This is a genomic window from Noviherbaspirillum sp., assembly GCF_035654295.1.
In the GTDB taxonomy this organism is placed as follows: Bacteria; Pseudomonadota; Gammaproteobacteria; order Burkholderiales; family Burkholderiaceae_D; genus Noviherbaspirillum.
The window spans coordinates 1-12,622 of record NZ_DASRXF010000033.1; the positions used below are offsets into that span (position 1 = coordinate 1).

Annotated in this window: 13 protein-coding genes; 6 read left to right on the forward strand and 7 right to left on the reverse strand. The window is 65.2% G+C overall.

Translation table 11 applies throughout. The annotated features are described in order from the left end of the window. The 3 genes from VFF99_RS03865 to VFF99_RS03875 all read right to left on the reverse strand — a co-directional run. Positions 1 to 677: UvrD-helicase domain-containing protein (locus VFF99_RS03865; protein WP_325015180.1), on the reverse strand; the 677-nt coding region annotated here is incomplete at its 3' end. 81 nt (positions 678 to 758) lie between these two features. Further along, positions 759 to 1,766, reverse strand: a complete 1,008-nt coding sequence (locus tag VFF99_RS03870) for an AraC family transcriptional regulator (protein WP_325015182.1) — start codon at positions 1,764 to 1,766, stop codon at positions 759 to 761. A 110-nt stretch (positions 1,767 to 1,876) separates the two neighbouring features. Beyond that, positions 1,877 to 3,556 carry a long-chain fatty acid--CoA ligase gene (locus VFF99_RS03875; RefSeq protein ID WP_325015184.1) on the reverse strand — a complete coding sequence of 560 codons (1,680 nt, stop codon included), beginning with the start codon at positions 3,554 to 3,556 and terminating at the stop codon, positions 1,877 to 1,879. 243 nt (positions 3,557 to 3,799) lie between these two features. Here VFF99_RS03875 and VFF99_RS03880 point away from each other — a divergent pair, with 243 nt between their 5' ends. Genes VFF99_RS03880 through VFF99_RS03895 form a run of 4 tightly spaced genes read left to right on the forward strand, consistent with a single transcriptional unit; the run spans position 3,800 to position 7,429 of the window. Beyond that, a complete protein-coding gene (locus VFF99_RS03880; RefSeq protein WP_325015186.1) occupies positions 3,800 to 4,438 on the forward strand; it encodes a TetR/AcrR family transcriptional regulator in 639 nt (212 codons plus the stop codon). Further along, a complete protein-coding gene (locus VFF99_RS03885; protein ID WP_325015187.1) occupies positions 4,435 to 5,391 on the forward strand; it encodes an HlyD family secretion protein in 957 nt (318 codons plus the stop codon). Before VFF99_RS03880 ends, VFF99_RS03885 begins: the two co-directional genes overlap by 4 nt. Continuing rightward, entirely contained in the window at positions 5,391 to 6,308 is a 918-nt protein-coding gene (locus tag VFF99_RS03890; protein ID WP_325015189.1) for an ABC transporter ATP-binding protein, read from the forward strand. Before VFF99_RS03885 ends, VFF99_RS03890 begins: the two co-directional genes overlap by 1 nt. Continuing rightward, on the forward strand, positions 6,305 to 7,429 hold the full coding sequence (locus VFF99_RS03895) for an ABC transporter permease (RefSeq protein ID WP_325015191.1): 1,125 nt from the start codon (positions 6,305 to 6,307) through the stop codon (positions 7,427 to 7,429). The genes VFF99_RS03890 and VFF99_RS03895 overlap by 4 nt, the downstream gene beginning before the upstream one ends. On the opposite strand, the gene VFF99_RS03900 is transcribed toward VFF99_RS03895, so the two are convergent. The 4 genes from VFF99_RS03900 to VFF99_RS03915 all read right to left on the reverse strand — a co-directional run bounded on the left by VFF99_RS03900 (position 7,430) and on the right by VFF99_RS03915 (position 10,432). Next, positions 7,430 to 8,245: an amidohydrolase family protein gene (locus tag VFF99_RS03900; protein WP_325015193.1), complete on the reverse strand. Its 816-nt coding sequence runs from the start codon at positions 8,243 to 8,245 to the stop codon at positions 7,430 to 7,432. It abuts the gene before it with no gap. Next, complete coding sequence (locus VFF99_RS03905; protein ID WP_325015195.1) at positions 8,242 to 9,237, reverse strand: virginiamycin B lyase family protein; 996 nt, start codon at positions 9,235 to 9,237, stop codon at positions 8,242 to 8,244. The genes VFF99_RS03900 and VFF99_RS03905 overlap by 4 nt, the downstream gene beginning before the upstream one ends. 23 nt (positions 9,238 to 9,260) lie before the next feature. Then, positions 9,261 to 9,677 carry a DnaJ domain-containing protein gene (locus VFF99_RS03910; protein ID WP_325015196.1) on the reverse strand — a complete coding sequence of 139 codons (417 nt, stop codon included), beginning with the start codon at positions 9,675 to 9,677 and terminating at the stop codon, positions 9,261 to 9,263. 128 nt (positions 9,678 to 9,805) lie between these two features. After that, positions 9,806 to 10,432: a CAP domain-containing protein gene (locus VFF99_RS03915; RefSeq protein WP_325015198.1), complete on the reverse strand. Its 627-nt coding sequence runs from the start codon at positions 10,430 to 10,432 to the stop codon at positions 9,806 to 9,808. A 254-nt stretch (positions 10,433 to 10,686) separates the two neighbouring features. Between VFF99_RS03915 and VFF99_RS03920 the strand changes: the two genes are divergently transcribed. Together VFF99_RS03920 and VFF99_RS03925 are read left to right on the forward strand one after the other, a co-directional pair. Beyond that, the gene (locus VFF99_RS03920) at positions 10,687 to 11,898 is read left to right on the forward strand and encodes an EAL domain-containing response regulator (RefSeq protein ID WP_325015201.1); all 1,212 of its coding nucleotides are present in this window, start codon (positions 10,687 to 10,689) and stop codon (positions 11,896 to 11,898) included. Between the two features lie 43 nt (positions 11,899 to 11,941). Further along, a complete protein-coding gene (locus VFF99_RS03925) occupies positions 11,942 to 12,415 on the forward strand; it encodes an SRPBCC family protein (RefSeq protein ID WP_325015203.1) in 474 nt (157 codons plus the stop codon). Positions 12,416 to 12,622 lie beyond the last annotated feature (207 nt).

Below are 12,622 nucleotides of genomic sequence, written 5' to 3' on the forward strand. Positions count from 1 at the left end.
GTGTCCTGGTATTCATCCACCAGCAGGTAGCGCAGCTTGCGCTGCCAGCGGTCGCGCACTTCTTCCTTGCTGCGGAACAGTTCGACCGGCAGGCGGATCAGGTCGTCGAAGTCGACCGCCTGGTAGGAATTGAGCGTGGCGACATAGTTGCGGTAGATGCGCGCGGCCTGTGCCTCGTCTTCAGTGATGGCTTGCTTCAGTGCCGTGTCGGGATCGACCAGTGCATTCTTCCATAGCGAAATCGCGGTCTGGATGCCGCGGATGATCTGCTTGTCGGTGGTCATCGCGAGGTCTTGCACCAGCGAGAAGCAATCGTCGCTGTCCATGATGGAGAAGCGGTCCTTGAGGCCGAGTTCGCGCGCTTCGCGCCGCAGGATCTGCACGCCGAGCGAATGGAAGGTACAGACGGTGAGCTGCTTGGCCTGCTTCGGTTCCTTCAGCAGCTTGGCAATGCGCTCCTGCATTTCCAGCGCGGCCTTGTTGGTGAAGGTGACGGCGGCGATGTTGCGCGGCTCGTAGCCGCAGTGTTCGATCAGGTTGGCGATCTTTTGCGTGATCACGCGCGTCTTGCCGGAACCGGCGCCGGCCAGCACCAGGCAGGGTCCGTCCATGTAGTGGACAGCCTCGCTCTGCGGACGGTTCATGCCATGGGCGACTTGATGGGGAGCGTGTGACATGCGGAGCGGCAGTGGGGCAAAGCGGCCCATTGTAGCAGCGCTTGACGCTTTCTTCGGGGACGTTGCGGCGGCGCGACGCGATCAGCTTTGCCGGCGGCTGCGGTACTCGCTGGGAGTGAGGTCGAACCAGCGCTTGCAGGCGCGGCTGAAGGTGCTGCGGTCGGTGAAGCCGAGGCGTGATGCCACTTGTGCAAGACCGAGCTGCGGCTGGTTGAGGTAGCGCTGCGCGAGTTCGCGCCGGGCGTCGTCCACGATCTGGTGGAAGGAGGTGCCCTCTTCGGCAAGCCGGCGCTGCAGCGTGCGCTCGCTCATGCACAGTTCGCGGGCGACGTCGCCGCGCACCGGGTCGCCCGCCGGCAGCCGTTTGACGATGGATTCACGCGCGCGGATGCTGGTGCGGTCCTTCTCCAGGCGCGCGAGGCGCTCGCCGGCGTAACGGTCGTGCAGTTCGGCCAGCACCGGGTTGGCGGCCTGCAGCGGCCGCTTGAGGTCGGCCTGGGAGAACAGCATGCGGTTGGCCTGCGCCCCGAAGCGCACCGGGCACTGGAATACGGCGGCGTAAGTGCTCGTGTCTTCGGGTGCGGCATGCACCAGCTCGATCGCCAGCGGATGCATTTCGCTGCCCGTGATCCAGCGGAAGAAGGACAGCAGCGTGGTGAAGACGAAATCGATGCGGTGGCGCGGCACCGGCCGCTTGCCGCCGGCGAGTTCGATGCCGATCCAGCAAGCTTCTTGCGCCTCGTCCATCGTGATCATCACCGCGTCGCTGACCACGCGCTGGTAGCGCACGAGGAAATTGAGGCCGGTATGCAGGTCCTTGCAGGTCATCATCGCGTAGGCGACGACGTCGAAGGCGGCGGGCTGCAGCGTGTCGGGCATGGCCAACCCGATGAAGGGATTGCCCGAGCGCGCCGCCGCCAGCTCCCACAGCAGGCTGATCTTTTCGGTGGCGTAGCGGGTATCGGGATTGTCGAGCGCGGACAGGTCGAGCTGCGCCTCGTCGAACAGGGCATGGACGTCGAGGCCGACGCTCTTGAGCCGCTCCGCGATCCCCCTGACCCAGGACGCGGACGTGGTCTGTTCGCTCATGGCTGGCTGTCTCCTGTCTGCGGGCGAATGGAATATTCGCCTGCAATCTTAATACAGGTGGGCAGCGCCGGTCACAAACAGGAATGCCGCCTGTTGCAGCGGCATGTGCTTCAGGCGGCTTTTTTCTCGTCGCGCAGTTCGCGCCGCAGGATCTTCCCGACATTCGTCTTCGGCAGCGCGTCGCGGAACTCGATGTACTTCGGCTTCTTGTAGGCGGTCAGCTGTTCCTTGCAGAATTGCATCAGCTGTTCCTGGGTGAGCTTGGGGTCCTTGCGCACGACGAACAGTTTGACCGCTTCGCCGGAATTGGCATCGGGCACGCCGACGCAGGCGCATTCCAGCACGCCGGGATGGCCGGCGACCACGCCTTCGACTTCGTTCGGATAGACGTTGAAGCCGGAGACCAGGATCATGTCCTTCTTGCGGTCGACGATACGCACGTAACCGCTGGCATCCATCACGCCGACGTCGCCGGTCTTGAAGTAGCCGTCGGCGGTCATGACCTTGGCGGTTTCTTCGGGACGGTTCCAGTAGCCGGCCATCACCTGCGGGCCGCGGATGCCGATCTCGCCGGCTTGGCCGAGCGGCAGCGGCTTGCCGTCGTCGTCGAGGATGGCGATCTCGGTCGAGGGCAGCGGCAGGCCGATGGTGCCGTTGTACTCCGCATCGGCCGGGTTGCAGGTGGCGACCGGCGAGGTTTCGGACAGGCCGTAGCCTTCGTTGATCGGACAGCCGGTGACCTTCAGCCACTTTTCGGCGACGGCCTTCTGCACCGCCATGCCGCCGCCGTTGCAGACCTTCAGCGAGGAGAAATCGAGGTTGGCGAAGCCGGGATCGTTGAGCAGGCCGTTGTAGAGCGTGTTCACCGCGGGGAACATGTTGAACTTGTACTTTGCCAGTTCCTTCACGAAGCCGGGGATGTCGCGCGGGTTCGGCACCAGGATGTTCAGGCCGCCGTTGCGCAGGCCGAACAGGCAGCACGCGGTGAGCGCGAAGATGTGGTACAGCGGGATCGCGCAGACGATCGTCAGCGCCTCGACACGCGGCTCCTTCTGCAGCGCCGGCTGCGACCATGCCTCGTTCTGCAGCACGTTGGCCACGACGTTGCGGTGCAGGAGCGTCGCGCCCTTGGACACACCAGTGGTGCCGCCGGTGTACTGCAGGAAGGCGACGTCGTCAGGGCGGATCTGCACTTTCTTCAACTGCAGCTTCGCGCCTTCGGACAGCGCCTGGCGGAAGGGCACGGCATGCGGCAACGCGTAGTCCGGCACCATCTTCTTGATCTTGCGCACCGCGAAGTTGACCACCGTGCCCTTGATCGGGCCGAGCAGGTCGCCCATCGAAGCCATCACGATGTGCTTGACGCCGGTCCTGGCGACGACCTGCTGCAGGGTGTGGGCGAAGTTTTCGAGGATGATGATGGCCTTGGCGCCGGAATCGTTGAGCTGGTGCTCCAGTTCGCGCGGAGTGTACATCGGATTGACGTTGACCACGGTGAGGCCCGCGCGCAGGACGGCGGCCAGCGCCACCGGATACTGCAGGACGTTGGGCATCATCAGCGCCACGCGGTCGCCCTTCTGCAAGCCGCGGCCCTGGAGCCAGGCGCCAAGTTTTTGCGACAGCGCATCCACTTCCGCATAGGTCAGATACTTGTCCATGCAGACATAGGCGTTGCGGGAGGCGTACCTGTGGAAGGATTCCTCGAACAGGTGCGCAAGCGACGCGTACTGGGAAGGATCGATGTCGGCGGGCACGCCGGCGGGATAGGACTGGAGCCAGAACTTGTCCATGGATGTCTCTCTCTCTTTGTTCTTGAATGGGAGGGGCCGCGGCCGGAACGGCGATGGCGCGAGTGCCGGGCCATGCTATGGAGGCGGGATCGCGCGTGCAAGTAGGCGTTGTCAACTTGTCTCGGCTGATCACGCATTTGGCCGCCGCGATCACGCAGGGGGTGGAACCGGACCCGAAAGCTGTTTCATCACGGTATTTTTCTGCCGCTTGCGCGATTATTAGTCGTGCGTATAATAATCGGCATGGCCCGCCCTTCCCAAAACATCGACCAGCGGCTGCTCGAGGCCGGCATGGAACTGCTGCCGCAGACCGGATGCCGCGGCCTGTCCGCGCGAAAGCTGACCGAACACGCCGGCGTCAATCTCGGCATGTTCCACTACCACTTCCGCAGCAAGGACAATTTCATCCGCACACTCCTGCAGCAAACCTATGAGCAGATGTTCCAGGATCTCGTGCTGCAAGCGCATGAAGGCGTGTCGCCGGTCGACAACCTGCGCAAGGCCATCCGCGTCATTGCCGGCTTCGGCCGCACGCACCGCCAGCTCCTGCTGCGCATCGGGGCCGATGCCCTGGCCGGCGAGCAGGTTGCCGCCGAGTTCCTGCAGGCGAATTTGCCGCGCCATCTCGCGGTGGTGGCTGAACTGGTCGCCGCCGGCCAGCGCAGCGGCGACCTGGTGAAGGCCCCCTTGCCGCAGTCGATCGCCTTCATCGCCGGCGCGGTGATGTCGCCGGTGCTGCTCGGCGGGGCATTGCTGGAGAACCCCGCCCTGGCGGGCGTCGGCGCCGTGCTGGAGCAGGAAGTCCTGTCGAAGAAGGCGGTCGAGCAACGCATCGAATTCGCATTGCGCGGACTGTCCGCGCGCCATGGAGACACGCCGTGAAATCCTTGTCCGCATCGCTACTTGTGCTCGTCCTTGCAACGGGCTGTGCCGACAAGCCTGCCGATTACTTCCCGGGCTATGCGGAGGCCGAGTACGTGCGCCTGGCGACACCGATCGCGGGCACGTTGAGCAAACTGCACGTGCAGCGCGGCGACGCCGTGCAGGCGGACGCGCCCGCCTTCGTGCTGGAGCAGGAAAGCGAACGCGCCGCGCGCGAGGAAGCGGCATCGCGCGTGCAGCGCGCAGAGGCGCAGCTGGCGAACCTGAACAAAGGGCGCCGCCCGGAAGAAGTGGCGGCGGTACGCGCACAGTTGACGCAGGCCGAGGCGGCGCTCCGGCTCTCGAACAGCACATATGCGCGACAGAAGCAGCTGGTGGAAGACCGGTTCATTTCTCCGGCAAGCCTCGATCAGGCGCGCAGCGGCGTGGACCGCGACCAGGCCCGCGTCAATGAATTGCGTGCGCAGTTGCGGGTGGCGAACCTGGCCGCGCGGCCGGACGAGATCGCGGCAGCGGCGCAGGAACTGAAGGCGGCCCAGGCACAGCTGGCGCAGGCCGAATGGCGCCTGGCGCAGAAGACCCAGCGTATTCCGGTTGCAGGCAACGTGGCCGACGTGCTGTACCGCGAAGGCGAGTATGTGCAGGCGGGCAGCCCCGTCGTCAGCGTGCTGCCGCCGCAAAACATCAAGCTGCGCTTCTTCGTGCCCGAGCCGCAGTTCGCGGCGCTGCGCCTGGGCCAGGATGTGGTCGTGCAATGCGACGGCTGCCAGGCACCGGTGCCGGCGAAGATCAGTTATCTCTCGAGTGCGCCCGAGTACACATCGCCGCTCATCTACAGCAAGGAAAACCGCGCTGCGCTGGTGTTCATGATCGAGGCGCGCCCTGCCGCCGGTCAGGCGGCGCTGCTGCATCCCGGCCAGCCGGTCGAAATCCGCCTCGCGCAGGGGAAGTGATGGACGCCATCATCGATGTGCGCGGACTGACCAAGCGCTACGGCGGACGCACGGTAGTCGACCATGTCGACATGCAGGTGGCGCGCGGCCGCATCTACGGCTTCCTCGGGCCGAACGGCAGCGGCAAGACCACCACCATCCGCATGCTGTGCGGCTTGCTGACGCCCGACGAGGGCAGCGGCACCTGCCTCGGCTACGACCTCCGCAAGGAGTCGCGCAAGATCAAGCGCCAGGTCGGTTACATGACACAGAAATTCGGCCTGTACGAAGACCTCAGCATCGAGGAAAACCTGTCCTTCATCGCACGGGTGTACGAGGTGCCGGATGCGGCAGCGCGCGTGGACGACATGCTGCAGCGGCTCGGGCTCGCCGGCCGCCGCGCGCAACTGGCGGGCTCGCTCTCGGGGGGATGGAAACAGCGCCTCGCACTCGCCGCCTGCCTGCTGCATGAGCCGCAACTGCTGCTGCTCGATGAACCGACCGCCGGCGTCGACCCCAAGGCACGGCGCGATTTCTGGGACGAACTGCATGAACTGGCAGCAGGCGGCCTCACGGTATTGGTCTCGACGCATTACATGGACGAGGCGGAACGCTGCCACCAGCTTGCGTATATCGCCTACGGCAAGCTGCTGGCGCAAGGGACGGCGGATCAGCTGATCGCCGGGGCCGGGCTGGTGACGTGGTCGGTGGAGGGGCCCGCGCTGGCGGACATTGCACGGGCACTGCGCGCATCCGACGCATTGAACGTGGCCTCATTCGGAACGGCCCTGCATGTGAGCGCCGCCTCGGCCGCCGCACTCGAGGCCGCGCTTGCGCCGTACCGTGGCACAGGCATTGCCATCACCCCGGTTGCAACCAGCCTGGAAGATGTCTTCATCGCCCTGATGCAACGCTCGCAGGACAATTTCGCGTCATGAACTGGTCGCGCTTCCTCGCCATCCTGATCAAGGAGTTCCGCCAGATCCGGCGCGACCGGCTGACCTTTGCGATGATGGTCGGCGTGCCGATCATGCAGCTGGTGCTGTTCGGTTTCGCGATCAACACCGATCCCAAGCAGTTGCCGATGGCCGTGGTCTCCGCCGACGAGAGCGAGTTCTCGCGCAGCCTCATCGCGGGGCTGGAGAACTCGGATTACTTCCGCGTGACGCGCCGCCCGCGCAGCGAGGCGGAGGGCAACCGCCTGCTGGATGAAGGGCGGGTGCAGTTCCTGCTGGTCATCCCGCCCGACTTTTCGCACCGGCTGGTGCGCGGCGAGCGCCCTGCCCTGCTGCTGGCCGCGGATGCGACCGACCCTTCGGCGTCCGGTAATGCACTGGCCGCGGTCAACACGATCGCGCGTCAGGCCGTGGGCCGCGACCTCGCCGGGCCCTTGCGCACCTTGCATCCGGCGGAGGAGCCGTTCGAGATCCGCGCGCAGCGCCGCTACAACCCCGAGGGAATTTCCCGCTACAACATCGTGCCCGGCCTGATCGGCGTGGTGCTGACGATGACGATGGTGATGATGACTTCGCTGGCCATGACGCGCGAGCGCGAACGCGGCACGATGGAAAACCTGCTTGCCACGCCGGTGCGGCCGCTGGAGGTCATGGTCGGCAAGATTGCGCCCTACATCCTGATCGGCTATGTGCAGGTGGCCGTGATCCTTGCCGCCGCCCATGCGCTGTTCCGGGTGCCGATGATGGGCAGCCTCGCCTTGCTGTCGGCGGCGCTGGTGGTGTTCATGGCGGCCAATCTCGCCGTCGGCTTCACCTTCTCGACCGTGGCGAAGAACCAGCTGCAGGCGATGCAGCTTACTTTTTTCTTCTTCCTGCCGTCGATGCTGCTGTCGGGATTCATGTTCCCCTTCCGCGGCATGCCGGGCTGGGCGCAAGTGATCGGCGAAGCGCTGCCGCTGACGCATTTCCTGCGCGTGGTGCGCGGCATCATGCTCAAGGGGAACGGCATGGCGGAAGTGCTGCCGAATGTGTGGCCGATGGCGCTGTTCATGCTGGCCGCGGGCCTGGTCGCGCTCAAGCGCTACCGCCAGACCCTGGATTGATCAGCGCTCGGAAAACATGGCCATGCCGTTGCGGTACGCGATCTTTTCCGCCACCTCGCGCGGCAGGTGCCCGAGCATGCGCCGGTAGAACGCGGCGAGTTCCTCGACCTGCCCCCAGCGCGGCGTGATCCAGGTATCGGTGCCCACCACGAAGCGCTCCGGGTATTTCATCATCAGCGCCTTCCAGCGCGGATTGAGCGTGCCGTCCTGCTCGATGTCCATGCGGTAGGACAGCTCGCCGACGATGTTCGGATACTGTCCGAACATCTGCTCCACCTTGTCCATCGGCGTGCTCATGCCGGTGTGCGCCCAGATCAGCTTCACGCCGGGCGCGTGGCGCAGGATGCGTTCCACCGCATTGTCGTCGGCGTGCGCGTGCAGCCACATGCCGCGTTCTTTCGCCAGGCGCGCGATTTTCGCCATGTAGGGCGCGTCGGCGTCGGCGCCGAAGATGTGGAACTCGCCGATGCCACGATAGATACCGCGCGCCAGTTCCTTCTCCACGTACTCGGCGACGCCGGCGCTGGCAAACCAGTCGTGGCGGTCGGGCTGCACGCGGTAGGGGCGCAGGAAGGGAACGATCATGATGTCTTTGGCCTTCTGCGCGATCAGGTCGAGTGTGCCGTCGTTGGGCCGGCTGGTCGCCAGCACGCCGCGAATGCCGGTCTTGCGCCACAGCGCGACCACCTGCTCGGGCGACAGGACGGAGCGCGCCTCGACGTTGTAATGCATGTGGGCGTCGAACAGTGGCAGGGGTTCCTGCGCATGCGCGTTGAGAGCGCCGGCGGCCGCAAGAAGAAGGACAAGGCGTTTCATTCGACCACTCCCAGTTTTCCGCTATGGCTGCCCATGTACCACAGGCGCCCCTTGGCATCGACGATCATCTTGCGTATGCCTTCGTTCTTCGTGGGCAGCGGGAACACGCGGAACTTCTCGCTCTTTGGATCGAACAGCGCGACAGTATCGGTGCCGATCTCGTTCATCCATACCTTGCCGGCACCGTCCACCGTGACCGCATAGGGTTTGCCGGCCTCGCCGGCGGGCGTGTCGTAGCTCTTGATCACTTTCGCCGTCCGGGCATCGATATGGGTCAGCTTGCCGTCGCCGTAGCGCACGACCCACAGCGTGTTGTCCGGGGCGGCGGCGATGCGGCGCGGCAGCGAACCGCGACCGAGGTCGATCTCGGTCACCTTGCCGCTGGCCGCATCGATGCGCCCCACGCGCTGCCCGCTGGCCTGGCAGAACCAGACATTGCCCTGCTGGTCCATCGCCAGCCCGTAGGGGCCGTCGCGGCTGTCGAACTCGGTCATCTTGCGCGTGGCGCGATCGAAACGCGTTACCTTGTCGGCCGACTGGTTGGTAAACCACAGCGCGTTGCGGCCATCGAAGATGATGGTGTGGGGACTGCCGCCGGAGGGCGTCTTGTGCGCCACCATCTGTCCCGGCCGGCCGTCGACGAAGGGAATTTCCAGCAGCGTGCCGTTGCCGTGGCCGGTCATCCAGACCGTGCCCTTTTCATCGACCACGAGGCCGTGCGGACGGGTACCCTCGGGCAAGTCCCATTCGTCGAACTTCTGCGCAGCGGGATCGAAGCGGGCAAGCTTGTTGCCGTGCATGACGGCGATGTACACCCTGCCGTCCGGCGCAGCGGCGGGATCGCGTGCGAATTTCGGGGTGGGCACCGCCCATTCGGAAACCTTGCCGGCGGGTTGCGATACGCCGGGGGCGACGGTGTAGTTGGAGCCGCCGGCGTGAACGACCGCGGGCAGCAGGCAGAGGAACAGAAGCGGGGTCAGGACGGTTTGCATGCTGCGCTCCTTTCTCGGAACGCCTATTGTCGCGCATCCTCTCGCTGCGCGCTCGCCGCGACGGCAGCTTGCTGCACCGCCGGCGCGGCTGCCTTCTCGTCGTACACCTGCTTGTAGTAGCCCCGTGCGATCAGCGCCAGGCCGGCGAGCAGCAGGATCAGCCCGGCCAGCGTGCCCATCCGTTCAATCCTGCGCAGGCGCGCGTGTTCGAGCTGGTCGAGCTTCAGGTCGTAGTCCATGCGGCGCGCCGGCGAGGACAGGACGAGATAAGCCTGGCGCATCTGCTGCAGCCGCAGCTGGTCCTTGCGCCGCAGGGGGCGGTTGCGGTTGTCCGCAAGATTGTCCGCAATATGGGCGTTCAGGCTGTGCCGGTAGCTTTGTTCGATCTCGGAATGGCTGGCTTGTCTCGTCACGCCCAGTTTGTCGTAGTGGGTCTTCATCAGACGCTGTCGCTCCTGCTCTTGGCAAGCGGGCACTTTAGCGAATGCGGAAGCCTGCAACAATCCCGAAGATATGGGAGGCGCGGCGCGCCTGTTTCCAACTGCCAACGCGCCGCCCGCTCGGACTGTCAGCGCGGCCGCGCGAGGTCCATCGTCCAGTAGCTGCGGTAGGTGGACGCATCGTTCCTGGCGCACGCGACGCCGACCTCGGTGAAGTTGGCGCTCATGATGTTGGCGCAGTGATTCGGGCTCTGCATCCAGCCGTTCATGACCTGCTCCACGGTGGGCTGGCCGGCGGCGATGTTTTCGCCGGCGGCGGACCAGCTGTAGCCGGCCGCGGTGATGCGCTGGCTGAAGGTGCGGCCGTCCTTGCTGTTGTGCGCGAAATAGTTGTTGGCCGCCATGTCGGCCGAATGCAGGGCGGCGGCGTCGAACAGCTTTGCGTTCCAGGCGAGGGGCGCAACCGGCTTGTAGTAGGTGTTGCCGCACATGCGGGCGCTGGCGCGCGCCTGGTTGATGCGGTTGAGCATCTCTTCCTGGAAGTTGGAGAGGCCGCAGGTGCGCTCCGCGGGGAGCGAGGCCGAAGGCGCGGGTGCAGGCGCCGGGGCCGGCGTGGGAGCAGGCACAGGCGCAGGTGCGGGCGCCGGAGCGGGCGCGGGTGCCGGGCTGGTCGGGATGGGTACCTTGCCGTCTCCGCCGCAGGCGGCAAGGGCGATGGACAGCGACACTAACGGCAACATGGTAAGGCGATTCAAGGCGGACTCCTGCAAAACGTAGTAAGAACGGGCCGCCGGCGGCGGCCGGCCCCCTTCCCCAGGGGCAAATTCCAGACTGCGCACCGCGTCCGCTAGTTCCTCCTGGAATTACTTTCTTACAAAAACCGCCTGTCGCGCCGGATCGACCTTTCGCGCGGATGCCCTTTACAAACTGCAGGGATGCAACGAAACTGACAAGAACCATTGACACGCATCAACATCGCTGTCGCCCTCGCTTGACAGAAATACACGCCATGACTCAAGACAAACCGGTCCAGATCGCCGCGCTGCGTTTTCTCATCGCGGAAGACGACGAATTCCAGCGCCACTGGCTGCGCGTGATGCTGCAGAAACTGGGTGCGCAGCACATCGTGGAAGCGGAAAACGGCAAGGCGGCACTCGACATCCTGCAAGCGAAGGATGCCGCCATCGACATCAGCTTCATCGACCTGAACATGCCGAAGATGGATGGCATCGAGCTGGTGCGCCACCTCGCCAACAATGACAGCCGGACGGCGATCGTCCTGACCAGCGCGCTCGGTTCGGCGCTGCTGCTGTCGGTGGAAACGATGTCCAAGGCGTACGGCGTGAACCTGCTCGGCACTTTCGAAAAACCCGCCACGCCGGAAGTCCTGCAGGAACTGATCGGCAGTTACCGGCCACCGGCGGCGCGGCCGGTGCGCGAGGGGCCGCCGGCCTTCACGCTGCAGGAAATCCGTGACGGCATCGCCGCCGCGCAGTTCGAGCCTTTCTTCCAGCCCAAGGTGGAACTGGCGACCGGCAAGGTGAAGGCGGTGGAAGCCTTCGTTCGCTGGCGCCATCCGCAGCACGGCCTCGTCACGCCGCCGGCCTTCATTCCGGTGCTCGAAGCCAGCGGCCACATGGAAGACCTGACCTGGCTGGTGGTCGAGCGCGCGATCGCCGCCTGCCGCGGCTGGCACGACAAGGGGCTGTTGCTGTCGGTGTCGATCAACCTGTCGGCGACCTCGCTGGCCGAGCCCGGCCTGGCCGAAAAGATCCTCACGCACATCGCAACGCACGGCATCGAGCCGCAATACCTGACAATCGAGATCACCGAGCTGATGGCGATGACCGACGTGCCGGTCTGCCTGGAAAACCTTGCGCGCCTGCGCATGAAGGGTTTCGGCCTGTCGATCGACGATTACGGCACCGCGCATTCCAATGTGCAGCAATTGCTGCGCATCCCTTTCCTCGACCTCAAGATCGACCGTTCCTTCGTCGCGGGCGCGTCGCACAACAAGCAGATGCACATCGCACTCGGTTCCTGCCTGGAACTGGCGCGCAAGCTGCGCCGCAACTCCGTCGCCGTCGGCGTGGAAACACGCGAAGACTGGGACTTGCTGCGCGACCTCGGTTGCACCTATGCACAGGGCTATTACATCGCCAAGCCGATGGAGCGCGATGCGATCCCCGCGTGGATCGAGGAGTGGTCGCAGTTTTTCTGACCTGGGGGTACACTGCGCGGATTGACCGCAAGGCGTGCTTCCCATGAGATTCGAACACCTGATTGAAATCAACGATCCGCTCAACCCGCTGATCGATCGCCTGTCCCGCGAACAACTCTGGCGCGGCCTCGTGCTGCGCGCGGAAACGCCGATGGACTTCGTGCCCCACCTCGACAACTGCAGCATCCTCGAACGCGGCGAGCTCGGTCTCTCGCGCGAACTGCGCTACGGCGAGCTCGTGGTGCGTGACCGCGTGAGCTTCCATCCGATGCACAAGGTGACCTACCACGTGCCGCAGCAGGAAGGCATTCCGGAATCGCGCCTGACGATGACCATCGAGGAGCCGGAGCCGGACATCCTGTTCGTGCGCTTCGTGTACGACGACGGCGCGAGCGAGGAGCAGGATGCGGCCGAAGCGTTCTACAACGACTTCCGGCGCTCGGCTTACAAGGAGTCCGATATCGATACCATCCGCACGATACGGGAGATGGCGGAAGCGGGGAGGCTGGGGGAATAGTTTTCCCTTCCTCTGACGCCCTGGATCGGGTCTCCGGTTCCCGCCAAGGCAATGATGAATGACGCCCGATCGTGGCGCGGGGAGCCGCGCATTCCGCTTTGGCTCCCCGCTTTGTCCTTCCCGTCGCGGGGAAGGATCGTCAGGCTGTCATGTCAGTGACGCTGCTGCCGCCCCGTCACCCTTTCCGCGCCGTAGCGCACCGCGTCC

Bases quoted from the DNA above. Each gene is read 5' to 3' on its own strand.
- VFF99_RS03870 (WP_325015182.1), bottom strand. From the start codon at position 1,766: ATGAGCGAACAGACCACGTCCGCGTCCTGGGTCAGGGGGATCGCGGAG.
- VFF99_RS03875 (WP_325015184.1), bottom strand. From the start codon at position 3,556: ATGGACAAGTTCTGGCTCCAGTCCTATCCCGCCGGCGTGCCCGCCGAC.
- VFF99_RS03880 (WP_325015186.1), top strand. From the start codon at position 3,800: ATGGCCCGCCCTTCCCAAAACATCGACCAGCGGCTGCTCGAGGCCGGC.
- VFF99_RS03890 (WP_325015189.1), top strand. From the start codon at position 5,391: ATGGACGCCATCATCGATGTGCGCGGACTGACCAAGCGCTACGGCGGA.
- VFF99_RS03895 (WP_325015191.1), top strand. From the start codon at position 6,305: ATGAACTGGTCGCGCTTCCTCGCCATCCTGATCAAGGAGTTCCGCCAG.
- VFF99_RS03900 (WP_325015193.1), bottom strand. From the start codon at position 8,245: ATGAAACGCCTTGTCCTTCTTCTTGCGGCCGCCGGCGCTCTCAACGCG.
- VFF99_RS03905 (WP_325015195.1), bottom strand. From the start codon at position 9,237: ATGCAAACCGTCCTGACCCCGCTTCTGTTCCTCTGCCTGCTGCCCGCG.
- VFF99_RS03910 (WP_325015196.1), bottom strand. From the start codon at position 9,677: ATGAAGACCCACTACGACAAACTGGGCGTGACGAGACAAGCCAGCCAT.
- VFF99_RS03920 (WP_325015201.1), top strand. From the start codon at position 10,687: ATGACTCAAGACAAACCGGTCCAGATCGCCGCGCTGCGTTTTCTCATC.
- VFF99_RS03925 (WP_325015203.1), top strand. From the start codon at position 11,942: ATGAGATTCGAACACCTGATTGAAATCAACGATCCGCTCAACCCGCTG.